This window comes from Clostridium sp. MCC353, assembly GCF_018785315.1.
Classification (GTDB): Bacteria; Bacillota; Clostridia; order Lachnospirales; family Lachnospiraceae; genus CHH4-2.
Map to the genome: position 1 here is coordinate 1 of NZ_WQPN01000095.1, position 26,398 is coordinate 26,398.

A 26,398-nucleotide genomic window follows, 5' to 3' on the forward strand; every position below is an offset into this window, starting at 1 on the left:
GGGAGCAGAGGAGACGATCTGTCTAAAAAGACGGGGCCCCCACTCTTCAAAGTGTCCACACTTATGGGTACATTATAGTTTCCAGATGGCTTTCATCCCCGAAGGATTCCCCTTGGCCCGCCCCCATCCAAACATCCAGTCCGCCCCTCGTCCCGCTTTCCTGCTGGTATTCTCTGGCTAAAGTAATTAAAAGCAAATTTAACATAAAGGGTGACATAAAGGGTGAAGGCATTATCGAAAATGGCTTCACCCTTTAATGTAAATCCCCACACCATTTAACATCAACCCTCAAGGCATTTTCGAAAATGCCTTGACGCTTTACTGTTAATCCCCAGGTCAGTTACATAAAATATCTATGCCATAATCTGCACAAAATACCAAACATCGTCTCAATCAAACGCCCCTTTGCTTCTTTTACACTCCTTCTCCTAATCTTTATTTATCCTTTATCAGACCAGTACACAGCCATGAATCCTGGGAATGGGGACGGACGGGGGTGGAGGCCTGCTTTCCTGCTGGTTTTTCGTTGGCTAAAGTAATTAAAAGCAAATTTTACATAAAGGGGGAAGGTATTTTCGAAAATGGCTTCGCCTTTTTATGTAAATCCCCACACCATTTAACATCAACCCTGAAGGCATTTTCGAAAATGCCTTGGCCTTTTACTGTTAATCCCCACCTCAATCAAACAATTCTTTGCTTTTTCTATGTTTCTTCCCAATCTTTTTATCTGTAGCTCAGCCGGCCGCCTGCCCCAGATTCCCCGTCTTCATGGCGTCACTCCTGCCAACTCGTTAAATAAAGATTTATTTACGTGAGCAAAGCCCGAACCATGTTTTCATCAAATGTCACCTCAGCCACATGATTTACCTCTATCTGATAAAGGGCATTGGCGGCAATGTGCTCTGCGGCCTGTTCCAGATCACGGATTCCGGTAGTATCTTTATATATTTCGATGATGGCATCCAGGCCATCAGCAGTGACCATACATTCATTTTCCCCCATGCTCATCCGTTTTAGAACTTTTGGCAGGGCATACTGTGAGAAGATGATTTTCTTTTCTTCCGGCGTATAGTCTGGAATATCGATGACTGCAAAACGGGACATTAAAGGCGCGCTGATCTGGCTTTTGTCATTGGCAGTTGCTATAGGATAAACCCCTACAGTGGGGATCATGCACTCGATGTAATTGTCCGTAAATCCCAGATTGTCCAGGAGCGTTAAAAGGACGTCGGCCGGATTGCCGTTCCCCTTTCCGGCGGCGGCTTTATCCAGTTCGTTGATAATAAATACCAGGTTGGATTCTCCGGCCATGGAGAACGCTTCCATGATAATGCCCGGTTTTGCGTTTGCGTAGATACGTGAACTGCCGGTTAACTGTTCCGGGTCGTTGATGGAACTCATGTCCAATGTGGTCCACGGCAGTTTCAGGATACGGGCGACAGCATAGGCGATCTGGGATTTTCCGGTTCCCGCAGGGCCCACCAGCAGAAGGCCGTAAGCAGGAAGCGTGTGGGTGCGGTTGATCTGTATGATTGTTTCAATAATTCTCTGCTTGACCTGCTCCATTCCGTAAAGCTCCTCGTCCAGAATTTGACGCGCTTTCTGAGGATCAATGGATTCAAAATAGTTATTTTTCCACTGAATGTTCATCATGACGGAAAGGGCCCGCTGTGCATGGCGTTTTTCTTCCGGTGAGACTTCGTGGGAGCGGGCAACCGCCAGGTTTCTTCTGGCCCAAAGGCGGATATTATCGGGAAGAGTCCGGCCTGCACAGGTCATAAAGTCGGTGATGCTCTGAAGGCTGGTGAGTTTCATGTTATCCCCGGTTTCTTCGTGGTCTTCATCCTCTACGGCATCAGCAGGCGCGCTGCTGGCAAGCAGCCTTTCGATCATGAACTGGAGAAAGCCGTCTTCCGCGGAAAGTTTTGTTCCGCCGCCAAATGCAGTTTCCCGGATTTTGTATACCGCATAGCCTTCTTCCCGGTTTTCACCGGACAGGCGGACGTTGATATGATTTTCACCCAGCCACTGAAGCAGATTTACAAAACGGGCGTCGATTTTAAGAATATCGGCGCTCACTGTTCCGCCGTCTTCTTTGAATTCGAAAGCTGTCCGTTTCGTCGGATTGGTAAAAATGCCGCAGGAATGATGGCTCCATTTCCGTTCGTCGTTGGCTAACAGCAGTATGGGCTGGGAAGGGGAGACTGTGGATTCATTGGACTTAAATATGGTATAGGTGCATTCGGACTTAGGGGGATTTTCCGGTGCGCTGGTGAAATCAAATACGGGCATGGTTTATTCTCCTTTATAAACTTTGGATTGTACATTTCCTGACAGCATTATATCATACCATAAGACAAAAAAATAGAACTGAATAACAGGTATCCAGTTCTATTTTGTATTCCCTCTAACATACTAGAGGCTGTTAATTTCATCATTTCCTCAACTCTTCCACCGCCCGGCAGATCGCTGCGCCCATCTCCTGTGTCGATGAGCAGCCGCCCAGATCCGGCGTCAGATTTTTCTTTTCCGTGAGCACAATTTCCACCGCTTTTTCGATATCTGCGGCAGCCCGGATGGCTGAATCATCTTTTTTCAGATTTCCCAGCCAGGACAGCATCATCTGTCCGGACATGATCATCGCATAAGGGTTGGCGATATTTTCACCGGCAATGTCAGGTGCGGAGCCGTGGGTGGCCTGGGCCATGCAGTATTTGGGGCCTACGGAAAGGCCCGGAGCCATGCCTAAGCCGCCGATCAGGCCGGCCGCCTCGTCGGAAAGGATATCGCCGAACATATTGGTGGTGACCGCCACGTCGAAGGCGAGAGGATTCATCAGCATTTTCATGGCAAATGTATCCACAACGCAGGTTTCAAAGGTGATATCAGGATAGTCCGCCGCTACCTCCCGGCAGGCGTCCAGGAATAAGGAACAGCCCAGCTTAAATACGGTGTTTTTATGAATTGCAGTCACCTTTTTCAGCTTATTTCTCTGGCGGGCCAGCTCAAAGGCCGTTCTTGCCGCCATGGCGGAATTCCGTCTGGTGATAACTCTCAGGGAAAGGGCCATATCCGGGGTGGGCATGCAGTCGCTGGTGCCCTTAAACATGTTGCGGTCCGGCTGGAACCCTTCGTTATTTTCCCGCACAATGATTAAATCTGTTTTGGGATTGATGCAGGGGATGCACTCATAGCCTTTGGCAGGCCGGATGTTGCTGACTAAGTCGTAATCCCTTCTCAAAATGGGATGAGGATTGATGCATTCCGGCACTTTCGGATAGGCCATATGGCCTATCGGCCCCAAAATCCAGCCGTCCAACTGGTATAAAGTTTCCTTTACGGACGGCAGAAGGGAATTGCCATGTTCCAGATAGGAAGAATATCCGATTGGAAGAGGCACCCATTCAATTTTAATATCAGGATAGGCGCTGACTGCGGCTTTTAACACATTCACGGTCTCAGGAACGATCTCAGGGCCGATGTCATCTCCATTTAGAATGCCTATTTTATACTCTGCCATGTTTTCCTCCGATCTTAATCGTTTTTATGCTTCTTTGCGCAGATATCCTGAATGATATCCGCACAGCGTACCTGGTTAAAGATACCGCAGTAGCAGAAATCGGATAATTTTACAGCGCCTTCCTCAGGGCTAAGTCTGCCCTTGTCCACTTGATCCACCACATACTGTACGAATTTAGGCGGGATCATGTGATGGCCGCACATGGTTGTGATGGACAAGGTGTCCTCATCAGGAAGAATTCCTTTATTTCCCCAAACTCCGAGGGAGAAGTTGGCAGAATGAGGGGTTACTCCGGCTTCACGGCAGCAGGGGATCACTTCATCAATCAGCCCGGTTATGACGCAGGACTGTCCCACATCGGCTGCTTTTACTTCTTTCAGGAAACCGATTACCTGTTCGCGTTTTGTGAATACACCGCGGATTCTGGATTTATCAGTGATTTTATCTTTGATTTCAGCAGAATCAAAGCGGGTGATCGGGCCGGTCTTTACATCGCCCCAGTTTTCAGAACCCTGGCGCTCGGCTGCTTCTATGTAGATCATTGCCTTGGGTTTGATGTCTTTATCATTAATGCCTTTTGTCTGGTACATGAACCAGACGAAATCATTTTTCTGCGATTCGATGGAACCGCTGCGGTGCAGGGAATGTGACATAATTTAATCTCCTTTACTTGATGGTTATTTGATTGGGCCTGCGGTTATTTATGGATATTCTGTGGCCCGTCTTTATGGTTCGTCTTTATGGCCTGTTTCTACGGCCAGCCCGGTCAGTCGATTAAAGGGCGTCCCAGGCCCACATTGATTTTTGCCCTGTGAGGCTGAGGAATATCCAGATCATCCAGGCATTTTAAAGCCGGGTTATAACCATTTTCGTCGATCCGCATGATGAGGCCCAGGGAGAATACGGTTTCGATCTCTCCGGCCACCTTTTTCAAAGCCGCAAGCACGTTTGGAAGTTCTTCTTCAGCGCAGTTTCCTTCTACGATAACGGACAAGAGGCGGTTGTTTAAAACGCCCTCTTCCAGCTTTCCGGTTTTGATGTCAGTCATTAATGCAGCTAATGGGGTTGTTTCTTTTCCTTCCAGGACAACGCCTGAAGCGGCGCAGGCCATAGCGATTTTTTCCACATCATACATCCTGGCGCCTGCTCCGGGACGTCCTACGTCGATACATAAGCCTACCCGGCCTTTGCGGACGCGGCCGGAAACGTCGTTTGTTTTAACTTCTTCCGTACCCCTTCCGGTCACTCCGGTCACCCCATGGTTTTCAACCGGGTCACTCATTACATGCATAAACTGTTTATAAAATGTATCCAATTCTGTTGGCACGATTGCGTCCTTGGGACATACGTGCTGACGAAGGCAGACATAACAATCCACACACTCATCCGATGCGATAAAGCATTTTCCGTTTTCGTATTTGATTGCGTCTACTGAGCAGTACTTCTGACACGTTTTGCATCCGACGCAATTCTCTGCGATAATTTTAGCCATACTGTTTCCTCCTGTTTTTCGTGAAATATTTAATATCGAACGACTTGATAGTTTTAGGATAATGATTCGGGGCCAATATTGCAAATACCTAAAACCTATATTATAATTAACTTTAAGTTATGAATGAGGGGAGGATTTTTGGTATGCTGTTAAAAGAAATCCGCTATGTTTTAGCGGTTGCGGAACACGATACGGTGGCGAAAGCGGCCGACAGCCTGTATCTTTCCCAGCCGGCCCTGACCAAATATATTCATAATCTGGAAGATTCCCTGAACATAAAATTGTTTGAAAAAGTGGGAAAGACTTTGAAGCCGACTGAATATGGGAAGACTTACATTGAAGCTGCGAAGAGGATTCAGGAGATATTTAAGGAGATGGAGCAGAACGTTTATTCCATGGATGAGATGCTCCGCGGAACGCTGAGAATCGGTACGGGGCGGAGGGGATCTTATGTGCTGCCCAATGTGCTGCCCGCATTTTCCGCCAAATTCCCTTCCGTGAAAGTGACCCTGTTTGAACAGTCCTATGATGAGCTGGACAGCATGCTGCTCCAGGGGGAGATCGATATCGGGATGTTAAAACAGCCTCAGGATTTAAACCCTAACATCACTTATCTTCCGCTGTTTACCGAAGAACTGGTGCTGGTCACCAACGTAAACCATCCCTTGTGTTCCATGGCAGTGGATAAAAAAGACTGCACCTATCCCTGGCTTGATATCAGGTTATTTGAAGATGAACGGTTTATCCTATATAAGCCGGGACACCGGAACCGTTTTTTAATTAATAAACTATTTGCCGCCAACAATATCATGCCCAATACATTTATGGATACCAACAATATCGAAGGGGCCCTGCATTTGGTGCAGAAGGGATGCGGCGTCTGTTTCGCGCCGGAACTCTATGCCCATAATGTGCTCCAGCTGGAAGGCGATGTGAAATCCATCAGGCTCTTTTCCGTCGGCGAACCGGTGAGCCGTTACCAGTATTTTGTAGCTTACCGCAACAATCTCCATTACACCCGGTATATGGCCGAATTTATCAATATCCTTTTGGATTATTACTCCAATAAAACCCCGTAAAACGGCGGAATTTTAACTGAATAGAAAGAAAAACTGTACGCATAACTTTTGGTTATGCGTATTTTATTTTTATATATTAGACTTGCTTTTCGTTCTAAGATAAGATGAAACTACAAGTAGTTGTACACATAAACCAATTTTAAAAAGAAAAGGAGAGGGAACATGAAAAAAGCATTTTTACTTATTGGGACAGTGGCAATGATGATGGGGTTAACAGCCTGCGCGGGAAACAAGCCGGCACAGACAGAAGCGGCAGCCCCTGCGGCTAAAACGGAAAGCACTAAGGCTCAGGAAACAAGCGGCCAGGACAAGACTGAGGCGCCGGCTTCAGAAGCAGCCGGAGGGGAAACCGGCGATGCCAAATGGGAATGGGGAGACATCACTCTGGTAGTACCGTTTAAGGCCGGCGGCGGCGCCGATACGGTAGCGCGTCTGCTGGGTGAACATTGGGGAAAAGAACTGGGCTGTAACTTTATTATCGATAACCGTGACGGAGCCAATACGGAAATCGGAACCACTTATTATGTAAAAGAGTGTAAACCGGATGCCACCAATTTGTATATGGGCGTTCAGATCTATTACTCCACCTGTATTCTTCTTCAGGATGCGGCATATCAGTTTGATGATGTATCGGTTATGAACTTCATAGAGCTGGATCCGTGCTGTATCTGTGTAACAGAAGATTCCCCGTATCAGACATGGGAAGAGCTGAATGCGGCTGTTCTGGCGAATCCGGGCAAACTCAGCATTGCCGCGACAGCAGGCGGGGACCAGATGCTCATGCTGGGAACATTAGCGGATTCTTTGGGCTGGGATGTTAAAATCATTAACTATGACGGCGCGACAGAACGTATGAGCGCTCTTTTAGGCGGACATGTGGACATGTGTGCAACTACAATTACAGGAAGCGTAGGACAGGGCGTTACCCAGATCGTCGTAAGTGCGGATGAGCGCAGCGAACAGGTGCCTGACTGCCCAACTTTAAGAGAAGTCATTGGAGATGATACCCTTACATTTATGGGATCCTCACGTTTTATCGGCGTACATTCCAGCGTTTTGGAAGAATACCCGGAGCGTTACCAGATTCTTTTGGATTCCCTGGAGAAAATCATGCAGCCGGGAAGCGATTATATGAACGCGGTAGCGGCAGCAGGACGTGACAATGTTACGGCATGGAGAGGCGTAGAAGCCAGCCAGAAACTGCAGACAGGATTCTATGAGTCATGCCAGGAATATCAGCAGTATTTGACAGTAGAGGAATAAAACTAAGGGAGATGGCATATGGTGCGGTTGGTTAAAAAACTGCTTATCCCAACCATAATTTTTATATGGGCGGTCTGCTATTATATAGAAGTTTTAGGGAAAAAAGCTTCGGCGGGTTATTTTATTAAACCGGTTTTTTGGATTATGGCGGTTCTCTATGTGGTAATAGCAGCGAAAGATACAAAAGCATGGTGGGAAGAAGGAAAAGCAATAGCGGCCCGTTCGAAAAAAGAAGATCAGGGCGCAAAAAATGATGACACAGGGAAAGTAAAAGATGTGGAACTGGGCCAGATGATGGTCTGTGTAGGAAGTGCGGCTTTGTATTTAGCGGTAATGCCTTATGTGGGATTCATCATTGCCACAATCCTGCTTCTGTTCGGATTGTTCTGCTGGCTGAAGGCCCCCAACCGCGTGGGCGCTCTGGTACTGGCAGTGCTGGTGACGGCCGGTATGTACATGCTGTTTAAATTTGGATTAAAGGTGCCTCTTTATGCGGGTATCCTTGGATTTTAAGGGGGGCTGTTTATGGCAACATTTTTTTCAGGATTTGCAGTAGTTCTCCAGCCGCTTTACATAGGATACATGCTGCTGGGCGTTTCCCTCGGTCTGGTAATCGGATTTCTGCCGGGCCTGAGCGGAGGAATTGGAATCGGCCTCATGCTGCCGTTTACCTTTCACATGGAGCCGCTGACGGCGCTGGTGTTCCTGTGCTCGATTTATACCGGCGGTATATTTGGCGGCGCGGTAACTGCGATTTTACTTAATACCCCCGGCGCTCCGGCAAATGTGGCCACTGTTATGGATGGATTCCCCATGGCATACCGGGGTGAGACGGAACGGGCGATGGGGTTGTCGCTGATGAGTTCATTTATCGGCGGAATTATAGGATGTACCTGCCTGCTTCTGCTGGCGGAACCGCTGGCAAATTATGCGTTGAAATTTGGCCCGGGTGAAATGTTTATGGTAGCCATTTTTGGCCTCACCGTGGTGGGCAGTCTGGCCAAAGACGTGGTAAAAGGCGTATTTTCCGGAATGTTCGGAATTTTGCTTGGCACCGTGGGGCTCAGTTCCAACGGTGTGCTCAGAGGTACATTCGGGGTTACGTATCTGATGGATGGAATTCCAACGGTTCCGGCGCTTTTAGGGCTTCTGGCTCTTCCAGCAATTTATGAGCTGGCCGGACGCACCAAGGCAGTTTTGCAGGTGCAGGAAAAACAGAATTTATCATCCAATTTCAGGGGCCTGCTGAGGGGCTTTAAGGATACGCTCAAACGGGGAGTACAGGCGCTGCTGTGTTCAGTTCTCGGCACCGTGGTCGGTATTATCCCGGCGGCGGGAAGTTCCATAGCCGGTATTCTGGCCTACAATTTCAGCAAACAGATTTGTAAAAATGGAGACGAATTCGGAACAGGCGTGCCGGAAGGCATTGTATCCTGTGAATCGGCCAACAATGCGTCTGAAGGAGGCGCGCTGGCCACCATGTTCGTTCTCGGAATTCCGGGAAGCACTGCCACAGCCATGATGCTGGGAGCTCTCACCCTGCAGGGCTGGGCGGTTGGACCTAAGATGTTCACCGATCACAGCGACGTCATTTATACGGCATTTTCATCCCTGTTTGTGCAGCAGTTTGTAATGCTGCTGATGGGAATGGGCCTTTGTCTGCTGGGAGCGAAGATCATAAAACTTCCCGTGAAATATTTGATGCCTGTGATTCTGGTTTTTGCCATTACAGGCGCATTTTCCAACCGGTATCTGTTATTTGACTGCGGCCTGCTGATCATGTTCAGCTTTATCGGCTGGTTTATGAAGAGAAATGATTTCCCGGCAATGCCGCTGATCCTGGGCCTCCTTTTAGGAGGAACCGCTGATGTGGAAATGCTGAGAATCCATCAGTTATTTGACAGTTTCGGAGAGATTTTCAAGAGCCCTATCGTAATCATTCTTACACTTGGAAGTATTGCATCCGTAGTGATGCCGCTCGTATTAGCACGGGTGAAGAGGAAAAAAGTATAAAAATTAATTAATAAGAGTTGGAGGAAAACAATGGAAAATCCTATCGTATTATCACCCTTTAAAATAGGGAAACTGGAGATTAAAAACAGAGTTATTTTCCCTTCTGTCTGCACCTTCTTTGCAGGCGACGACGGAAGCATTGATGAGCAGATGTTTGAATTCATTAAGGCCAGAGCCAAAGGGGGAGCCGGTATTCTGACCATAGGCGGCAGCCCTCACGGGGAGCCGGGATGCGGCCGGCCAGCCATTTCCGACGACAAATTCATGCCCCGCTGGGCTGAAACGGCAGAGATGGTGCACAGCTATGGCGCAAAATTGTTCTGCCAGCTCCATCCGGCCAAGATCCAGGCTGGAAGAGGCATTGATGTAAAATCCGTGGACACCTATGACCATGAGCTGATCAACCAACTGGTACAGAGCTATGCGGACGGCGCGAAACGTTGTATGGACTGGGGCGTTGACGGCGTGGAAATCCACGGAGGCCATGCTCATGAGGTAGCCCAGTTCATGTCTCCATATTATAACAGGAGAACGGATGAATACGGCGGCAGCTGGCAAAACCGCGTAAGATTTTCCGTAGAAATCGTAAAAGCCATTAAGGAGAAATGCGGAGCGGATTATCCTCTGATCTTCTGTATCAGCGGTTCCGAGATGGCGGAAGGCGGCCGTGATATCGATGAGACCGCCCTCATGTGCCAGGAAATTGTGAAAGCGGGAGCGGATGTGATCCATGTTTCCTGCGGAATGCCGGTTTCCGACCAGTTCAGTTGTGCTCCGATGGATGTGGAAGACTGCTTTAATGTGGACAATGCCTACCGGGTAAAACAGATGGTGGACGTTCCCGTGGTGGCCGTAGACCGCATCGTAACCCTGGAACAGGCGGAAGAAGTTCTCCAGAGCGGCAAAGCGGATCTTGTGGCAATGGCAAGACCTCTGCTGGCCGATCCGGAACTGGTTAATAAATATGCTGGAATCAACAAAGAGCCTTACTGCCTCTGCTTAGGATGCGACCAGGGCTGCCGTGACGACAAACGGTATAAAGCCATCCGCTGCCTCCAGAACCCGTTAATGGGAAGAGAAGCAACGCTGAAATACACGGAAGCTTCCGATGCTCTGAAAGCCAAGAAAATTCTGATTGTAGGCGCCGGACCGGCAGGCCTGGAAGCTGCCTGTGTGATGGTGCGCAGGGGATTAAAGCCAATTATTGTGGATAAAGCGGACCGCCCCGGCGGTTTAATGGGGATATCTTCCGTTCCTCCGTGCAAATCCAATATGAACCGGGTAACAGAATACAGAGCCGAATTCCTGAAACAGGCCGGAGTGGAGATTCAGTTTGGCGTAAATGCAGACGAGGCGTATTTGAATGAAATGAAACCGGACATCGTAATTGCGGCTACCGGAAGCACTCCTGCTGTTCCCCCGATTCCGGGAATTGACGGCCCAGGCGTTTACATTGCCGATGATGTTTTAAACGGTACAGAGGTAAATGGAACCAGAACCGCCGTTTTAGGCGCCGGCCTGGTTGGAGCAGAAACCGCAGAATATCTGGCGTCCAAAGGTAAAAAGGCAGACATTTTTGATATGATCGAAGATATCGCTCCTGATTTCAACAAAGCGAGAAGATGGTTCTTATTAAAACGCCTTGAGGAAGGCGGAGTAGCAAAACACATGAAAGTGAAAGTGAAAGAAATCGCCCTTCCTGACATTAAGATCGAACATGAAGACGGAACGGTTGAGACTGTTACCGGATTTGATTCCATGGTTATCGCGGCAGGACGGAAGGAATGCGCCGGTTTAGCTGACCTGGTTCGCAGCAAATATCCGGAAATGGAACTTCACGTGATCGGAGACGCCAGAAAAGCGGATACGGCCATTGAGGCTATTGCGGATGCGGCGTTGATGGCGGCTAACCTGTGATTGGAGCTGATCTGAGATAGAAACGATTGAAAAAATAGAAAAGATAGAAAAAACAATAAAGACAGAAAAAACCAAAAAGTTAGAAAAAACCATAAAATCTTTGGTTCGGAATGGAATTCGCTGTGAATTCATGAAAACCCGTGAAGAGCTGATGGCCGCCCTCGCCCGTGAAATCCCTGAAAAAGCATGGGTGGCGGCGGGCAGCTCCGAAACCCTGGACCAGTTGGGAATCCGTTCCTGGCTGAAGGAAAAAAGCTATTACTATCTGGACTGCTCGGACAAAGCGGATGACCGGAGACAGAATATCATAAACAGTTTCCGGTCGGATGTTTATTTAAGCAGTGTCGCGGCGGTGACGGAACAGGGAGAACTGTTTCTTGTGGACGGAACGGGAAACCGGACGGCGGCATTTTCCTATGGACCGGAAAAAGTGATTGTGATCGCTTCTGTGAAGAAGATCGTGCCGGATATGGATGCGGCCGTACAGAGGCTGAAAACGGTGGCAGCGCCTATGTGCGCAGGGAAAAGAAAGAAGTTTGAGCTTCCTTGTTATAAGAAGGGAAACTGCTATAACTGCCATTTGGAACGGAGGATGTGCTGTTATTATCTGACGGTTGGGTATGTGAGAGAGAAGGGGAGATTTCTGGTGTACCTGATTGATGAAGATGTGGGGTTTTAATGTAAATGACCCCAGGATTTGAAGTAAAGGGTGAAGGCATTTTCGAAAATGCCTTCACCCTTTACTTCACACCCTTTACTTCACGATTGAGATTAACAGCCGTTTGATGTAAAACAATATCTTACCAATGCTTTATAAGTGGTTTCAATTCATCCGGAATCTCATCCTCATTAACCGGAACATTAATTAATACAATCTTTTTTAATTTTTGCAGTCCCGATAAATCCGGCAATTCATGAATATGCCTTAAATCCTGAAGTTTAATCGTCTCTAAATGTACCAATCCGCTGATCACCGATATATCATCAAGCTTATTAATTCTCCATAATTCGAGAAAGTTTAACATCTTACTGCAAGAAGTCTCCCATCCTCTATCAGGTGGTGAGATGAATTGCCTGCTTTTGAAACAGATTAAATCTGCCATAGCTGGCATGTGAGTGGTGAATATGCACATTTCTGTGCTGTTGTCTTTGTGAAAACATCACCAGAACAAATGTTCTTATTTTTCTGGACAAGCCATCATAATCATGATATAATAAAGTCAGTCGAAACAATAAGAAAAGCTGATAAATATGAAGGGATTGGACAATAATGCACACTCGGTATTCTTACTGTATTACCATCTGATTCTGGTTGTAAAATACAGGAAGAAAGTTCTGGATGATCCGGTTTCTAACCGGGCAAAAGAGATATTTGAATACATTGCACCGAGTTATCATATCACGCTGGAAGAGTGGAACCATGACAGTGACCATGTGCACATTATGTTCCGTGCACACCCCAGATCGGAACTGAGCAAATTTATCAACGCATATAAAAGCGCCAGCAGTCGGTTGATCAAGAAAGAGTATCCGCAGATCCGGCAGAAGCTCTGGAAGGAGATATTCTGGAGCCAGAGTTTCTGCCTGCTAAGTGCGGGCGGTGCACCGATCGAGGTCATCCGCCGGTATATTGAAACGCAGGGGGAGAAAAAGCATGAACGTCGTATACAGGTTTCGGATCTATCCGAATAAGAGCCAGAGGGAACTGTTTTCCAGGACATTTGGATGCGTCCGTTTTGTCTATAACAAGATGCTTGCAGAGAAGATCGAATACTACGAAAAGACAGGAAAATCCCTAAAGATTACGCCTGCAAAATATAAGTCCGAATTTCCGTGGCTTAAGGAAGTGGACAGTCTGGCTCTCTGCAATGCACAGCTGCATCTGCAGACTGCATACCAGAACTTTTTCAGGGATCCGTCCGTTGGATTTCCAAAGTTCAAGTCCAAAAAGAAACCGACCAGAAGCTATACGACAAACTGTGTCAATGGGAACATTGCGCTGAAAGACGGAAAACTGAAACTACCAAAGGCCGGATGGGTCCGGATCAAGCAGCATAGAGGGATAGCGGATGACTTGCAGCTCAAAGGAGCTACGGTATGTATGGAACCGGATGGGAAGTATTATGTTTCGCTGCTGTATTGCTGCGGGGAACTGCCTGTTACGCCAGTGGTGGCACAGACAGCGATCGGTTTGGATTTTTCCATGACAGAGTTATATGTTGCATCTACAGGGGAACGTGGGGGATATCCCCATTATTTCCATGCATCGCAGAGGAAACTGGCAAGAGAACAGCGAAAACTCAGCCATTGTAAGAAGGGAAGCAACCGTTATAAAAAGCAGCAGAAAAAGGTGGCGCGTATCCATACGCATACAGCCCGACAGCGGAAAGACTTTCTGCATAAACAGTCCAGGAAGATAACCAATTCCTGCGATATCGTATGCATCGAAGATCTGGACATGAAGACAATGGGCCGTGGTCTGAACTTTGGTAAAAGCGTAGCTGACAATGGCTGGGGGATGTTTACAAACTTCCTGTCTTATAAGCTGGAGAGGGAAGGGAAGCAGCTGGTGCGCGTCGACCGTTGGTATCCCAGTTCAAAGACATGCAGCTGTTGCGGACGGATAAAAAAAGAGCTGGGGTTAGATGAACGGATTTACCGCTGTGAATGTGGGAACCGGATGGACCGGGATGAAAATGCAGCAATCAACATCCGCAGGGAAGGTCTGCGGATATTTGGAATTGCATTTGGTACGGAACATATAGCATCATAACTGATGCTGAAAAAAGAACCGTGGGACACACGGGGATAGCTCGCTTATGCTTTGTCCGATAGGGCAATCGACCGAGAAGCCCCCACTTCAAACGTAGTTAAGTGGTGGGAGCATGTCACATGATCTAAAGCCAATAAAGAACTCAGGTCATTCATACCGCACCACAGAATTCTCAGTTCTTCGATCCCACAGTCCTGTAAAAAATAGAAGTCATTAACTTTAATTTTGGAAATTCCAACAGCCATTTACAGTCAAAATTAATGGCTCCGCCCATCGTGTCCGCCATGATCTGCAGAGAATCCAAATCACTGTTTAAGCCTTTGATAAAACTATAATCTTTTAAATCAAACAGATTGAGGGATAAGTCCGTCAAATTTCCCAAACTGCACAGTTTCCCTGGTTCTATCATTCCAGGATTGCCTCTCAGATGCACATCCAGTTTTAAATTTTGCAGATGGGGCATCTCCTGTAACTGGTCCAGGTCAAAATAGGTTTCCTGATATAATCCGAATACCCGGAAGGAAAGATCGGGTCTTAGTTCCAATAGCTTATCACACCATTGGCAATGCTTTTTTGCCGATTGTTATTACATTTGAAAAAACTGCTGGTACATTCTCGTGACTTCAGTCGTGAGTTAACCAGCAAGATTTGTTTACAGAATAGCTGTATGTGCCTATCGGCACTGCATTTTTAATAGTTTTGTCAGTTCCCTGACTGTAAAACAATTTAGTTTTTCATTCAACTTAATTAAACTCTGAAAAAGCAGTTACGGGGAGAGCAACTTTGGAACCCGCCATACTGTGCAGTGGCCGTCAATGACCGGAGCTATGAACAGGTGAAGCATTACATGAACTCTCGAAAGGAAACATAATGAGGAGGCAGAGGATGAACAAGGCTTATAAGTACCGGATCTATCCCACCGTCGAACAGGAAAAACAACTGGCCGATACGTTTGGAAGCTGCCGGTTTGTTTATAACCATTATCTTGCCCTGCAGTCTGGAAACCATCAGCAGGGGAAAAAGCACCTGGGCAGGACCGCCTGTAATAACGACTGCAACCAGAATCTGAAACAGGAGTATCCCTGGCTCAGGCAGGTGGATAAGTTTGCGCTGACCAATGTGATCTATGCGTTGGATGCCGCATATCAGAGATTTTACAGGAAACAGAGCGGATATCCCAAGTTCAAGAGCAGGCGCCGAAGCCGTATGTCCTACACTACGAATTTTACGAATGGAAATATTGCAGTGCTGGATGGAGAAGTGAAACTGCCAAAGCTTGGAAAAATCAAGGCAGTCATACACAGAACGGTACCGGAAGGCTGGAATCTGAAACAGGCCACGGTATCAAAAGAACGTGATGGAAGTTATTATGTTTCGGTTCTGTATGAGTATCAGACAGAGATTACGCCGCAGGAAGTCCGCCCTGAGCGGATTATCGGCCTGGATTATAAATCAGATGGATTATATATGGATTCATCCGGCGTATGCTGCAATATGCCGCACTTTTTCAGAAAGAGCCAGAAAAAACTGGCGAAGGCCCAGAGAAAGCTGAAACAGAAACAGCTGCATTCGGCGAATTACCGGAAACAGCAGAAAAAGATTGCCAGGACAGCAAGTAAGACGGCAGACCAGAGAAAGGACTTCCTGCATAAAAAGTCGGCTGAGATAGCCAATCAGTACGACCTGGTATGTGTGGAAGACCTGGATATGAGGGCGATGTCAAACAGGAAGTTTGGGAATGGAAAAGCAACGCTGGATAATGGATATGGGACATTTCTAACCATGCTAAAGTATAAGCTGGAGGACAGGGGGAAACAGCTGATCCATATCGATAAATGGTATCCGTCATCGAAGACCTGTAGCCGGTGCGGACAGGTCAAGATGATGCCGATAACCATGCGCCGGTATGAGTGCAGCTGCGGGATGTGCATGGACAGGGACTTAAATGCGGCGATCAATATCAGGAACAAGGGATATGAGATATATCTAAACGCAGTATAGCTGCAGTAATAAACTGTAGGGCCGGGACGGTCCAAACAGTATAATCTACGCCTGTGGAGCTGGCATAAGACCTGCTAACAGAGAGGCAATCGGCGCTGAGACAGGAAGCTCGTGACTTTAGTCGTGAGAGCAAGTTCACAAAGCCCGTAATTTGTCAGGACGCTTTTAGCCACCTGAATGATAATTTTATTATGATTTATTTCAGTGTTCATTCCTCGATCCCCTCACTATGACTGTCTAAACTAGCTTTAATCCTGAAAGCGCATGGTAAATACCGTCGTGGCTGTTATCTGAAGTATGCAGCCTGATCCTCTTTTTCAGCTCATCAGGGGCGTTGCCCATCAGGAATCCATATCCGGCCAGTTGAAGCATCTCAGCATCATTATAATTGTCGCCGAAAGCAACGGCGTCCGACAACTGGAAATCCCATATAGTGCTCAATGTCCGGATTGCGGACGCTTTTGTGATCCCATTTTCCATAATCTCCAGCAGACAGTCGGAAGATTTGGCAATCGAATAGTCCGGGAACGCCTCTTTCAGTTTTCGTTCTGTCTCCAATAGTTCCAGCGGATTGCAGATGCATAAAATCTTGCTGACCTCATCGGCAGTTATGCAGTCCACAGAACCTTGGCTGGCATAGGCTTTCACCTCTGCTTCTTCGTTGATGATCCTGGGATCATTTTTATCTTTTACAAACCATTCATCGTAGGAATAAATGCACCAGGCCAGATCAAAATGGTTTTCTTCCATAAATTCTATGATTTTTCTGGCAGCTGCTTTTTTGATCCCCTTGTGAAAGAGAATATTTTTATTCTCATCTAAAATTAATGCGCCGCTGTATGAAATAATCGGACAGTTGAAGCTGTATTCTTCCAGGATTGGATAGATGCCGGAAGGGCTTCGGGCGGATATGATAACAAAAGGAATGCCGTTGTTTTGCAAGTCTTTTATGGCTTTTAGCGTCAGGGGAGTTATCTGATATTGAGGATTTAGTAATGTGCCGTCGATATCGCTGAAAACTATTTTAGTCATTTGGTATAACCTCATCTTTCTGTTTGTGGGGAGTTGTAAAATGATTGTCCGGATAAGACGGACTGGAGTGTTACTTATTTTATTCTAAGCGTAGCATATGGAAATGTCAAACGGCTGAAATTATCACGATGCTGAATTGCCGGGGGGTTATAAAAAACCCCCTTAAATTCGTTCTTATGGAGCGGATTTAAGGGGGTAAGGTCACAACCCAGCTATCTGTTATTTATAAAGCTTGACATCACCTAAAAAGTAGTGTGCCTTATAAGCGCCGGTAAATAATATTTCCAACTGTTCACAGCCTGAAATATTTACATCGATCTCTTCAGGATAGTCATTTACACCAATTGGTGAAGAACTGTATATTTCATCGCCATCTGCATAAATAGTTACGGCAACCTCATCATTGGCCTCATTCCTGTAATCATAAGACAAGGCAAAAGTTGCGGTAAGGGAATCGTATTTACCGCCCAGATAATAGACAATATTTTTATCTCCATAACCGAGATCACTAGGCTTTATACATTTTTTATACGATGTTCCAAAATTGTCCTTTATCGAATCTTTCGTAATAACGCTGTCTTTGGACAGATAATCCAAATCAGTCAGCCATTTAGTTTCCTGATTATTGGTTGCACCAGCGCCACTGCTGCCTGTCTGCCCATAATTCGGAATCCAGGCACCATCGCTTCCTACATAATACGGCCCGATCCAGGTATTGGTAGCCATAGCTCCGTTGCTTCCCACATAGTAATTGCCGATCCACTGGTCAAACACCATGGAGCCGTCAGCCCTGAAATAAAACCAAGCCCCATTTATCGCCTGCCATCCGGTCAGCATCACACCATTACCATCAAAATAATACCATGTGGCGTTAATCGTCTGCCATCCGGTCAGATATCTGCCTCCGGATTCATACTTCCACTGGTTTCCGCTTTGCTGCCAGTCCGCATAAGCGGGGAAAACTGTCATCGCCGCCATAATCATTGTGAGACCTGCAGCAACTGCCTTTTTCATTAAACGCTTTTTCATCATACCACCCTTATCCCTTCCTGAATATTTTGTTACCACTATGTCTATTTTATTACAATAGGGTGCTTTTTGCAAGTTAACTTGCAGCATTCAAAATAACCTTTTGCCATTGGTTTACCAGTGGGCCGGATGTTATAATGATATGAAATATGTAACAGTTACTAAAAAGTATTATTAAGCGGCCTGTGTAAAATCAACAACAGCAATTTCTGTCAAAGCAGCCCTAAGCCTTTCAACGATGGATTCAATTTTCTGAACTGTAATCCCATTTAAATATACTTCACCGCATTGAGTACATTTTGTACAGGGAACATTTTTGATAATAATATAGCAGTTATTATAGTCTGTCATATATGTTGTTGTAGATTTTTCTAAGTCACCCTTACATAAAAAACAGTTCATGTCCTTTTTCCTCCTTCCTTGTTCTGAAGTCCTCACTCCATTTGTTGATATCAGGATAATATGCTGTAACGATCCAGAGCTGTGATTGATTGCTTCCAACATCTGCATGCAGAAAGCTGTCCTCTACAGTAACGCCTAGTATTAAACAACGCAGCTCTAATCGTTTAGCAGCATGTATTGTCAATTCTATATTTATAGCCAGTTATATATGCTATTGTATTATCGGAGCATAAAAATAAAACACATAAGTGAGAATTCAGGGTACAAGTATTCAACTGGTCGCTTGGCAGATTTGAAAAATCTTTATTCCATCTCTATTCCTCACTTTCGCTTTGCTGTATCTGTTTCGGCAGTTGTGGCAGAGCCGATGGATTTAGCGATGTCATTGTCTTCATCTGGCGTACTGCCAGTTCACGGAGCAGTACTAACCGTTCTGACTGTGATTTGCCCTGTTCAATCAAAATTGCATTGTAGCTTTCCATATTTGCCAGCACCAAAAGCTGTTGGATACTAGAGCGTGTCTGAAAATTCATTCCCGTCATCTGCACGCCCCGCTTTGCGGTATATTTGGACCAAATTCAGGTTACATAGCCCGCTATGCGCCCTTCATTTGGCCCAAATCTCCCACAAACTGGGACGCACATCTGACGGAAAGCAATTTTCAGGCACGCTCTAGCGTCATCACGCATATTTCCCTTTTTATCTGGATTTGCATCCCGCCATTGTCTTGCCGTCTTGCCAAACAGTGCCATATTCAGCATATCTGCTTCGTTGGCGTATGTATAAGAAATCTGTTCCGGTGTAAGTTCCGGCGGTAATAGGTTTTCCTTAATAGCATCCGTATGAATACGGTAGTTCAACTTCGCAACCTCACGATTCCGATTGCTCCCACTCCGTTAATCCATTTAGTCGGAGACATCGTAAACGCATTTAATCCTGCCTGCTTCCTAAACCCGTCGAATTCGACGGGTTTAAATTCCGGATTGTGCAGCGACTCCCATAAACCAAGAAACTCTATTGTATCTCGACTACGCATCCAATTTTTTATGACATCATTGGGCTCATCGCTTTTATACTTTGCGATGTCTGTCAGCGAAATGTATTCATTTTCAAAATCTGAGGTGTAGATACCAATGTCGATGCCTTTTGCATGAATAGTTTCCTTTATTGTTTTTTTCGGCATAGTATATCCTTCCCAACCATATGAAGATGCACATGGTTAAAATTTTATTTTCTTTTCCTTGTCACCAACAGAGGTTCCATCCGCAATGTCATCCCGGATTTCACGGAAGGCCGTCTTTCCGGCCTCCAGACATCTGTATTAAACTTATAATACCAGAAAAACAATCGTTTATCTACGGCCAACTTAATACCTGAACTCAAAAACTGTAACAGTTCAGGCAGGTCTGAACTATTACCGAAAACCACACAAAAAAGCCCACCCCCGGTCTCCCTCCCGAGTGTGGACTTTCCATTCCCCAATATTCCATTCCCCCATACCCCATACCCCCATTCCTACATTTCCGCCCCTCTTTTCGCCCCCCTAATCATCGCCTTCACATTCTCAACCGGCGTGCCGATCTCCAGATAATCGGAGCAGGCGAAGATATAATGCGCCCCCCGCTTTCCAACCATCATCTGCTCATAAGCCGCCTGTTCAATCTCCTCCGGCTCACCTTCCTTTAAGAAATGCACCTGGTCGAAATTCCCGGAAAGAATCAGCTTATCCCCGAAATATTCCTTCGCCTCAGCCAGCACATTATCCCCCTGAGGTTTAGGCGAAACCGTCTCCCAAACCGTAATTCCCAGCTTGGTATAAGAAGAATACAACTGTGTCGCGTTGCCGCAGTTATGATAGATCGTCGGTTTCCCCGCATCGATCAGAACCTGTATGGCCTTTTGCTCATAGGGCAGTACAAATTCTTCAAAATAATCATTTCCCATAATGGCCCCATTTGCGATATTTCCCTGGATTCCCACGGCGTCGAACTCGCTTTCGGCGAAGATCTTATAATCCTCAGCCACCATTTCTGTAAAAAAGTCCATATAATCGCTGTAATAATCCTCATCCGTCAGAGCGTCGCACAGCATATCCTGTACATCCATATAGGTGGCGACCAGGTTGTACACCCCGCCAATGGCCCATGGACAGGTGATCCCCAGGTCCCCCACGGTTTCCTTTGAAATACGTCCTTGCTCCAGGATGTGGTCGATATCCTGCTGTTCCCGTTTGGGGCAATATTTCTTAAACAGGGCAAAGTCCTCTTCCGACTTAATCAGATATTCCACAGTGCTGAAATGGATGCCGCTCAAAATCTTTTCATTATATTCCGCGGCCTCCACCTGCTTTAATTCCCCTTCCGGCGTTTTAATGGTGGTGGTCCTCACATAATTGCTCCCCACTTTTTCTTTCGTCTCGCTGACTTCCCAGTTTTCAAAGCTTCTCTGGACAAAATAGGGGGTGGGATTGACATACTGTCTGGTAATCAGGTCAAAATCCAGCTCCTTTGCCAGTTCAACCGCGTCATATAGGCGGCTGGTATCCTTTTTATTGAAATAATAGGACAGATATTCCTCCTGCACAAAGGGGCTCACCGGAATCCTGTCCGGCGTCTCCCCCCTTAACACACATAATAAACGTTCTCTCGATGTCATGAATAATCTCCTTTAATATATCAGATTCACAAGTCCCGTTGAAAATCCGGGAATAAATGTCAGAATCATCAGACAAATAAACAGCATCAGGTAAAATGGCAGCGATTCCTTCAAAAACTGCCTGATCTTACAGTCCGTAATTCCGCAGGTAACAAACATCAGGATACCCATGGGCGGCGTCACAGCCCCCAGTGTGATGTTGAATATAAACATCATTGCAAAATGGATATCGTCAATTCCATAAGCCCGGGCAATGGGAGCCAGCAGAGGCACCAGAACGATCAGCGAAGCATTTCCCTCGATAAACATACCCACAAGCAGCAGGAAAATGTTGACGATAATCAGGAATAAATATTTATTGTGGATATGTGACACCATAAATGCCGTCAATGTCTGAGGAATCTGTTCCTTGGTCAGAATCCAGGCAAATGCCGATGCCGCGCCCACGATCAGCATGATATTAGCCGTAGTGATGGCAGTTTCCTTAATGCTGTCCCGAATCCCCTTAGCATCGATTTCCTTATAACAAAGCCCCAGGATCAGCGCATAAACCAATGCCACCGAACCGGCTTCCGTAGGTGTGAATATGCCGATGCGGATGCCGCCGATGATAATAATAGGAAGGCACAGGGGCAGCAGGGCCGGTTTGATGGCAGTCCCAAACTGTGCCGCCGTAATTTTTTCTTCCCTCAGTTTCTTATAGCCTCGTTTCCTGGAAATGATGGACACCAGAATCATCATGGCAACGCAGAGCAGCCCGCCCGTGCTGATCCCGGCCACAAACAGTTTGCCGATGGAAACCCCGGAAATGGACCCGTAAACGATCATCCCGATTCCCGGCGGAATTAAAGGCGTTATCATGGAGGACATGGCAGTTACCACGGTAGAAAATGGCCTGGAATACCCTTTCTGCTCCATTTCGGGAACCAGCATTTTCGCCTCCATAGCCGCATCCGCGATATTGGACCCGGACAGACCGCCCATCAAGGTGGATAAGAGCACATTTACCTGAGCCAGGCCGCCGTTCATTCTCCCTGTCACAACGCTGCAAAAATCCATGATCCGCTTCGTAACGCCCGCATAATTCATCAGAATACCGGCGCATACGAAAAATGGAATCGCCAGCAGGGGAATGCTTTCCATTCCCGAAACCACCCTTTGGGCGATCATCTGGGAAGAAGTGGTCGTATTTAAGAAGAAATACACCACAGAGGCCGACAAAATGGACAAATACACCGGCATTTTCAAAAACAGGAAAACCAAAAGGATGATCGCGCAGATTAAAACCGTATTACTCATTTCCCATTTCCTCCTTTTTCTTTCCAAATACAGAACGCCAGGTGGCATAAGTCATATTAAAAATCATCAGGAGACTGCATACGGGAACGCAGGAATAGATGAGCGCCCTGGAAATATGCAGGATTTCCGTTGTACGGTTGGTTTTATAAAGCTGCTGTACGTAGACAATCCCCTTTTTAAATAAGTAGAAGAGGAGAGCCACGGAAATGACATAGATCACCACTTCCAGCACCTTTTGAAAGGTTTTCGGAAATAAATCCACAACCATGTCCACGCAGATCTGCTGACCGTAACGGCAGGACGCGCTGCCCGCGAACCAGATCGTCCACACGATCATGAACAGCTGCATTTCTTCGCCCCAAGTGTATGGAGCGTTAAAACAATATCTGGATATTACGCCGGTAAAAGTTATCAGAATCAGCACCACCAGTGTCACACAGGCGATATAAAGATCCAGATTCACAATAAAATTAATCACTTTTTTCATCATTTTCCCTGCTCTATCTTCCAAGAATATTCTTTACGGTTTCATAGTTATCTGCGGACCATGTCTTTGTGAAATCATCCAATTGTGCAAAGTTGTCCGTTGCCTCTGCGAAATCGTCAGGATTGATCTCATATACGGTAACCCCTTTTGCCTTCATCTGCTCCAGCGCATCCGCGGCCGCCGCATCTACCAGCTCATTGAAATGATCCGCCGCAGCTTCTCCGGATTCCAAAAACCATCCCTGCTGTTCCGGCGTCATCTGGTTAAATAAATCCTCAGAAAACAGCCAGGACGCATTGATATAGACATGGCCGGTCAGGGTCAGATTTGTCACTACCTCATGAAATGCATTGTTATAGAGCACGTCCAGAGGATTTTCCACCGCGTCGATGGTGCCCTGCTGAAGAGCTGTATACACGTCGCTGAGGGCCATTGGGGTTGGATTTGCGCCCATTGCCACAAATGCATCCACTTCGGCGGTGCTGTTTGGGGTTCTCACCTTCATTCCCTTGATGTCAGCCATGGACTGAACCGGCTTCTTGGAAAGCAGATGGCGGATTCCATATCTCCAGTTGTTGCTCACCAGGTGAAGCCCCAGGCTTTCCAACTGATGCACTTTATCCTGATACCACTCGCTCTCATGCAGAGTATCGAAATCTTCCCAGCCATGGATTAAGAATGGTGCAAATGTCACGTTAAAATCATTGACGCCCATATCCGCATAGAAAGAATCATTTCCAATGGTGATGATGGGATCACCCGCCAGGGCCATATCGATGATCTGGTTTTTATTCCCCATCTGGCTGGACGGATATAAGGTCATAGTCATGGTTCCGCCGCTTAACTCTTCCAGTTTTTCCTTCCAGAACTGGCAGGCCAGGTCCACCGGCTCCCCTGGGTTGTTCTCATAAGCGCACATGATCTCATAGGCGTCTGCCGCAATTTCTATTTTAGCGCCTTCCTGTTTGCCCCCGGAAGCCGCTTCTCCGGCCCCTGTGCCGGAAGCTGAGTTTCCGGAAGCTGAGTTTCCGGAAGTTGAGGCCCCGGAAGCTGAGCTGCCAGAGGTTGTGGTCCCGGAAGTTGTGGTCCCGGAAGTTGTGTTTCCCGAAGACGTGTTTCCTGCCGTCTGTGCGGAATTTCCGCCGGAACATCCTGCCAGTAAACCCGCTGTTAATCCTGCCGCCAATACAACGCTTAATAATTTTTTCATCTCATTCTCCTCACTTTTCTTAAATTAGTTTTATGCCTGTGCGTGGAACCAGAAAACAACCACAGGTTCGTCCGCATTGTCACTTCTCATCTGGTGCTCGGTGCTTGCCGGGGCGATAAATGCCATATCCGGCGTGATTTCAAACTCTTCATTTCCGATCCTGGCCCGGCCTTTTCCGGAAATCACATAAAATCCTTCCTGATCGTCGTGAACCGCAGCAGGTGTGTAGTCACAGGAACTGTAATAGCTGATTCCCGCCAGACATCCATTTGTGCATCCCTGCTCTGAGCCCAGCATTGGCCAGGAACCGTGGCCGTGGCCTGAAATAACCTCTTTCACATCACATTTTTTCACATAACACGCCATATTCTCACTCCTTTTTCTACCGGGTAATCCGGTTGCCTTCGTCAAAGCGCTCTTTTACGCCTGTTTTTATATGTACCTCATCCAAATAATCCAGCCCTTTTAAATCCGTCATGAAATCAATCCACAGATAATGCATTTTCTTCCCTTCGGGAATTTCCACTCCGTGGTCGGAGCCTAAGGGGATGTGGATCAGGGTATTGCCTTTTAGCGGCTGGACCTTTCCGTCGATCAGCAGATTCACATCATTATCCGAAAAGCTGAAGAAAAACTGGTCCAGCAGCGGGTGGGCGTGGAGTTCCACCCGGTCCGGTCCGTAAGCTTCATTGGACCCCATACAGAATCCCGGAATAATGTGATGGTCTATAATAGAACGGCTGATGGTCTTCTGGCTTTTAAATGTCTCCCTGTACTGTTCGCAGTCGTCATACTGCTGGACGAAAGGAAGACTGGTCCGGCCCGATTTCAAGTATTCCTTTGCCTCGCTCACCAAGGTCCACCGGATTTCCAGATAATGGGAGCAGACCAGGCCGGTAATCTCCAGTTTCTGTCCGGGGTCCGCCACATATACGGCTTTTTCCCTCAATTTATGGATTCCTTTACAGTTTCTGACTTCCACGGTTCCGTCTATAAGAAAAAATGTTTTCAAAATGTCCGGTTCCGTTTCATATGTAAGGGTATCTCTGTTAAGTATCGTGTGGTAATAAACCTCAGCTCCCGGGATCTCCCCTAAAAGCATTGGAAGATCGCAGCGCATCTGATCTGCTGCGCGCAGTACCGGAAAAAGTGCAATTCCATTTTCCCTGGCGGTTTCAAGCTGTCCCATAAAAATCCCTCCTGATATTCATCACTGATAAGCTGTTTCGCTGTTGGTAAATTGTGCTATAAAACATTTTACTAAAAAGTTTTACTAAAACGTTTTCTTAAAACAGATTGTAATCGCTTACATTTACTTTGTCAATATCATTTTCCAATTTTATCAGCATTTTAGTCTATATCTACAAATTTCCTGGGGATATTTTATATAAATGTACTAAATCTTTATTTGGGTGATTGGCGGGAGTTACGCCGGGGATCCAGGAAATGTGAGGCCCGATACCGCTCAGGCAGATGGAGAGGGGATACCAGATGGGCGGTTGGATCCGCAGGAGGCCGGGGAGCGGTTTGCGGTTCCGGCTCATGGTTCCGGCCGGGGCATCTCTAAGGCCAAAAAAAGGGAAATGAAGGGTACCGAGAACATTCATCAAAGAATTTCTGAAGAAGTTTTCGATGAATGTTCTCTAAATCGCTGACTTGGAGGTCAGCGATTTCCCCTTCATTTCCCTTTTTTCAGCCTAAGAGCTGCCGGCGGCCTCCACAAATCGCTGGAACCGCAAAACGCTCCCCGGCCTCCTGCGGATCCAACCGCCCATCCGGTGTCCCCTCTCCATCTGCCTGAACGGTTTCGGGCCTCACATTCCCTGGATCCCCGGCTGTGTACTGCCATGAATAAATAAAAATAAAGATTTAGGGGAGAATGAGTAGAAAGAACGAGGAATTGTTTTGGTGGGGTGGTATTTGGCAATTCGTGTAGGTTATGGTAGATATGATATGGAGATTTAATGTAAAGGGTGAGGGGATTTAACATCAACCCTCAAGGCATTTTCGAAAATGCCTTGAGGGTTAATGTAAATGTGAGGGTTGATGTTAAATTGTTTTTAATTACTTGAGCTAGAGAACACCAGCAGGAAAGCGGGACGAGGGGGCGGACTGGATGTTTGGATGGGGACGGGGCAAGGGGAAGCCTTCGGGGATGAAAGCCATCTGGAAACCGTTAGTGAAAGTTAGGCTCCAGGGATAGAAAAAGACGGGCAGAAACTGAAA

At 46.7% G+C, this 26,398-nt stretch carries 24 protein-coding genes and 2 pseudogenes; 10 read left to right on the top strand and 16 right to left on the bottom strand.

Annotation, left to right across the window (positions count from 1 at the left end; genetic code table 11):
• Positions 1-807: 807 nt before the first annotated feature.
• From GPL15_RS17010 to GPL15_RS17025, 4 genes are all read right to left on the bottom strand, one after another.
• Complete coding sequence (locus GPL15_RS17010; RefSeq protein ID WP_215699890.1) at positions 808-2,292, bottom strand: AAA family ATPase; 1,485 nt, start codon at positions 2,290-2,292, stop codon at positions 808-810.
• Positions 2,293-2,434: 142 nt separating this feature from the next.
• Complete coding sequence (locus tag GPL15_RS17015; protein ID WP_215699891.1) at positions 2,435-3,520, bottom strand: isocitrate/isopropylmalate family dehydrogenase; 1,086 nt, start codon at positions 3,518-3,520, stop codon at positions 2,435-2,437.
• Positions 3,521-3,534: 14 nt separating this feature from the next.
• On the bottom strand, positions 3,535-4,173 hold the full coding sequence (locus GPL15_RS17020; RefSeq protein WP_215699892.1) for a hypothetical protein: 639 nt from the start codon (positions 4,171-4,173) through the stop codon (positions 3,535-3,537).
• 113 nt (positions 4,174-4,286) lie between these two features.
• Positions 4,287-5,012: a 4Fe-4S ferredoxin gene (locus GPL15_RS17025; RefSeq protein WP_215699893.1), complete on the bottom strand. Its 726-nt coding sequence runs from the start codon at positions 5,010-5,012 to the stop codon at positions 4,287-4,289.
• A 143-nt stretch (positions 5,013-5,155) separates the two neighbouring features.
• On the opposite strand from GPL15_RS17025, the gene GPL15_RS17030 reads away from it, so the two are divergent.
• The 8 genes from GPL15_RS17030 to GPL15_RS17065 all read left to right on the top strand — a co-directional run bounded on the left by GPL15_RS17030 (position 5,156) and on the right by GPL15_RS17065 (position 14,057).
• Positions 5,156-6,091: a LysR family transcriptional regulator gene (locus GPL15_RS17030; protein ID WP_215699894.1), complete on the top strand. Its 936-nt coding sequence runs from the start codon at positions 5,156-5,158 to the stop codon at positions 6,089-6,091.
• Positions 6,092-6,253: 162 nt separating this feature from the next.
• Positions 6,254-7,354, top strand: coding sequence for a tripartite tricarboxylate transporter substrate-binding protein (locus GPL15_RS17035; RefSeq protein ID WP_215699895.1), 1,101 nt, complete (start codon positions 6,254-6,256; stop codon positions 7,352-7,354).
• Between the two features lie 18 nt (positions 7,355-7,372).
• A complete protein-coding gene (locus GPL15_RS17040; RefSeq protein ID WP_215699896.1) occupies positions 7,373-7,867 on the top strand; it encodes a tripartite tricarboxylate transporter TctB family protein in 495 nt (164 codons plus the stop codon).
• A gap of 12 nt (positions 7,868-7,879) precedes the next feature.
• Complete coding sequence (locus GPL15_RS17045) at positions 7,880-9,367, top strand: tripartite tricarboxylate transporter permease (protein WP_215699897.1); 1,488 nt, start codon at positions 7,880-7,882, stop codon at positions 9,365-9,367.
• Positions 9,368-9,397: 30 nt separating this feature from the next.
• On the top strand, positions 9,398-11,284 hold the full coding sequence (locus GPL15_RS17050; protein ID WP_215699898.1) for an FAD-dependent oxidoreductase: 1,887 nt from the start codon (positions 9,398-9,400) through the stop codon (positions 11,282-11,284).
• A gap of 91 nt (positions 11,285-11,375) precedes the next feature.
• Positions 11,376-11,963 carry a lactate utilization protein gene (locus tag GPL15_RS17055; RefSeq protein WP_346344997.1) on the top strand — a complete coding sequence of 196 codons (588 nt, stop codon included), beginning with the start codon at positions 11,376-11,378 and terminating at the stop codon, positions 11,961-11,963.
• A gap of 572 nt (positions 11,964-12,535) precedes the next feature.
• Positions 12,536-12,976, top strand: coding sequence for an IS200/IS605 family transposase (gene tnpA / locus GPL15_RS17060; RefSeq protein ID WP_215699900.1), 441 nt, complete (start codon positions 12,536-12,538; stop codon positions 12,974-12,976).
• Positions 12,939-14,057 carry an RNA-guided endonuclease TnpB family protein gene (locus GPL15_RS17065; protein ID WP_215699901.1) on the top strand — a complete coding sequence of 373 codons (1,119 nt, stop codon included), beginning with the start codon at positions 12,939-12,941 and terminating at the stop codon, positions 14,055-14,057. Before tnpA ends, GPL15_RS17065 begins: the two co-directional genes overlap by 38 nt.
• Before the next feature lie 172 nt (positions 14,058-14,229).
• Here GPL15_RS17065 and GPL15_RS17070 read toward each other — a convergent pair whose 3' ends face one another.
• Positions 14,230-14,601, bottom strand: coding sequence for a hypothetical protein (locus GPL15_RS17070; protein ID WP_215699902.1), 372 nt, complete (start codon positions 14,599-14,601; stop codon positions 14,230-14,232).
• Positions 14,602-14,942: 341 nt separating this feature from the next.
• Here GPL15_RS17070 and GPL15_RS17075 point away from each other — a divergent pair, with 341 nt between their 5' ends.
• Positions 14,943-16,058: an RNA-guided endonuclease TnpB family protein gene (locus GPL15_RS17075; protein ID WP_215699903.1), complete on the top strand. Its 1,116-nt coding sequence runs from the start codon at positions 14,943-14,945 to the stop codon at positions 16,056-16,058.
• A 237-nt stretch (positions 16,059-16,295) separates the two neighbouring features.
• On the opposite strand, the gene GPL15_RS17080 is transcribed toward GPL15_RS17075, so the two are convergent.
• From GPL15_RS17080 to GPL15_RS28080, 4 genes and pseudogenes are all read right to left on the bottom strand, one after another.
• The gene (locus GPL15_RS17080; protein ID WP_215699904.1) at positions 16,296-17,090 is read right to left on the bottom strand and encodes a Cof-type HAD-IIB family hydrolase; all 795 of its coding nucleotides are present in this window, start codon (positions 17,088-17,090) and stop codon (positions 16,296-16,298) included.
• Positions 17,091-17,309: 219 nt separating this feature from the next.
• Entirely contained in the window at positions 17,310-18,122 is an 813-nt protein-coding gene (locus GPL15_RS27540; RefSeq protein WP_275950508.1) for an NPCBM/NEW2 domain-containing protein, read from the bottom strand.
• 171 nt (positions 18,123-18,293) lie between these two features.
• Entirely contained in the window at positions 18,294-18,521 is a 228-nt protein-coding gene (locus tag GPL15_RS17090; RefSeq protein WP_215699906.1) for a type II toxin-antitoxin system MqsA family antitoxin, read from the bottom strand.
• Between the two features lie 314 nt (positions 18,522-18,835).
• Positions 18,836-19,210 (bottom strand): annotated as a pseudogene (locus GPL15_RS28080) (DUF6783 domain-containing protein).
• Between GPL15_RS28080 and GPL15_RS28085 the strand changes: the two are divergent.
• A pseudogene (locus GPL15_RS28085) lies at positions 19,103-19,339 on the top strand (DUF6783 domain-containing protein); the annotation flags it as partial. The pseudogenes GPL15_RS28080 and GPL15_RS28085 overlap by 108 nt on opposite strands.
• 38 nt (positions 19,340-19,377) lie before the next feature.
• On the opposite strand, the gene GPL15_RS28090 reads toward GPL15_RS28085, so the two are convergent.
• The 7 genes from GPL15_RS28090 to GPL15_RS17130 all read right to left on the bottom strand — a co-directional run bounded on the left by GPL15_RS28090 (position 19,378) and on the right by GPL15_RS17130 (position 25,361).
• Complete coding sequence (locus GPL15_RS28090; protein WP_346344996.1) at positions 19,378-19,704, bottom strand: KilA-N domain-containing protein; 327 nt, start codon at positions 19,702-19,704, stop codon at positions 19,378-19,380.
• Positions 19,705-20,036: 332 nt separating this feature from the next.
• The gene (locus GPL15_RS17105; RefSeq protein ID WP_215699908.1) at positions 20,037-21,176 is read right to left on the bottom strand and encodes a uroporphyrinogen decarboxylase family protein; all 1,140 of its coding nucleotides are present in this window, start codon (positions 21,174-21,176) and stop codon (positions 20,037-20,039) included.
• Between the two features lie 12 nt (positions 21,177-21,188).
• Entirely contained in the window at positions 21,189-22,475 is a 1,287-nt protein-coding gene (locus GPL15_RS17110; protein WP_215699909.1) for a TRAP transporter large permease, read from the bottom strand.
• Positions 22,468-22,965, bottom strand: coding sequence for a TRAP transporter small permease (locus tag GPL15_RS17115; RefSeq protein ID WP_215699910.1), 498 nt, complete (start codon positions 22,963-22,965; stop codon positions 22,468-22,470). Before GPL15_RS17115 ends, GPL15_RS17110 begins: the two co-directional genes overlap by 8 nt.
• A 10-nt stretch (positions 22,966-22,975) precedes the next feature.
• On the bottom strand, positions 22,976-24,172 hold the full coding sequence (locus GPL15_RS17120) for a C4-dicarboxylate TRAP transporter substrate-binding protein (RefSeq protein ID WP_215699911.1): 1,197 nt from the start codon (positions 24,170-24,172) through the stop codon (positions 22,976-22,978).
• A 30-nt stretch (positions 24,173-24,202) separates the two neighbouring features.
• Entirely contained in the window at positions 24,203-24,538 is a 336-nt protein-coding gene (locus tag GPL15_RS17125; protein ID WP_215699912.1) for a cupin domain-containing protein, read from the bottom strand.
• A gap of 16 nt (positions 24,539-24,554) precedes the next feature.
• Positions 24,555-25,361 carry a hypothetical protein gene (locus GPL15_RS17130; protein ID WP_215699913.1) on the bottom strand — a complete coding sequence of 269 codons (807 nt, stop codon included), beginning with the start codon at positions 25,359-25,361 and terminating at the stop codon, positions 24,555-24,557.
• Positions 25,362-26,398 lie beyond the last annotated feature (1,037 nt).

Coding starts and splice junctions, on each gene's coding strand:
- GPL15_RS17015 (WP_215699891.1), bottom strand. CDS start 3,520: ATGGCAGAGTATAAAATAGGCATTCTAAATGGAGATGACATCGGCCCT.
- GPL15_RS17040 (WP_215699896.1), top strand. CDS start 7,373: ATGGTGCGGTTGGTTAAAAAACTGCTTATCCCAACCATAATTTTTATA.
- GPL15_RS17090 (WP_215699906.1), bottom strand. CDS start 18,521: ATGAACTGTTTTTTATGTAAGGGTGACTTAGAAAAATCTACAACAACA.
- GPL15_RS17010 (WP_215699890.1), bottom strand. CDS start 2,292: ATGCCCGTATTTGATTTCACCAGCGCACCGGAAAATCCCCCTAAGTCC.
- GPL15_RS17130 (WP_215699913.1), bottom strand. CDS start 25,361: ATGGGACAGCTTGAAACCGCCAGGGAAAATGGAATTGCACTTTTTCCG.
- GPL15_RS17030 (WP_215699894.1), top strand. CDS start 5,156: ATGCTGTTAAAAGAAATCCGCTATGTTTTAGCGGTTGCGGAACACGAT.
- GPL15_RS17065 (WP_215699901.1), top strand. CDS start 12,939: ATGAACGTCGTATACAGGTTTCGGATCTATCCGAATAAGAGCCAGAGG.
- GPL15_RS17105 (WP_215699908.1), bottom strand. CDS start 21,176: ATGACATCGAGAGAACGTTTATTATGTGTGTTAAGGGGGGAGACGCCG.
- GPL15_RS17025 (WP_215699893.1), bottom strand. CDS start 5,012: ATGGCTAAAATTATCGCAGAGAATTGCGTCGGATGCAAAACGTGTCAG.
- GPL15_RS17035 (WP_215699895.1), top strand. CDS start 6,254: ATGAAAAAAGCATTTTTACTTATTGGGACAGTGGCAATGATGATGGGG.
- tnpA (WP_215699900.1), top strand. CDS start 12,536: ATGAAGGGATTGGACAATAATGCACACTCGGTATTCTTACTGTATTAC.
- GPL15_RS17110 (WP_215699909.1), bottom strand. CDS start 22,475: ATGAGTAATACGGTTTTAATCTGCGCGATCATCCTTTTGGTTTTCCTG.
- GPL15_RS17050 (WP_215699898.1), top strand. CDS start 9,398: ATGGAAAATCCTATCGTATTATCACCCTTTAAAATAGGGAAACTGGAG.
- GPL15_RS17075 (WP_215699903.1), top strand. CDS start 14,943: ATGAACAAGGCTTATAAGTACCGGATCTATCCCACCGTCGAACAGGAA.
- GPL15_RS17125 (WP_215699912.1), bottom strand. CDS start 24,538: ATGGCGTGTTATGTGAAAAAATGTGATGTGAAAGAGGTTATTTCAGGC.
- GPL15_RS27540 (WP_275950508.1), bottom strand. CDS start 18,122: ATGATGAAAAAGCGTTTAATGAAAAAGGCAGTTGCTGCAGGTCTCACA.
- GPL15_RS28090 (WP_346344996.1), bottom strand. CDS start 19,704: ATGCCGAAAAAAACAATAAAGGAAACTATTCATGCAAAAGGCATCGAC.
- GPL15_RS17080 (WP_215699904.1), bottom strand. CDS start 17,090: ATGACTAAAATAGTTTTCAGCGATATCGACGGCACATTACTAAATCCT.
- GPL15_RS17120 (WP_215699911.1), bottom strand. CDS start 24,172: ATGAAAAAATTATTAAGCGTTGTATTGGCGGCAGGATTAACAGCGGGT.
- GPL15_RS17020 (WP_215699892.1), bottom strand. CDS start 4,173: ATGTCACATTCCCTGCACCGCAGCGGTTCCATCGAATCGCAGAAAAAT.
- GPL15_RS17045 (WP_215699897.1), top strand. CDS start 7,880: ATGGCAACATTTTTTTCAGGATTTGCAGTAGTTCTCCAGCCGCTTTAC.
- GPL15_RS17115 (WP_215699910.1), bottom strand. CDS start 22,965: ATGATGAAAAAAGTGATTAATTTTATTGTGAATCTGGATCTTTATATC.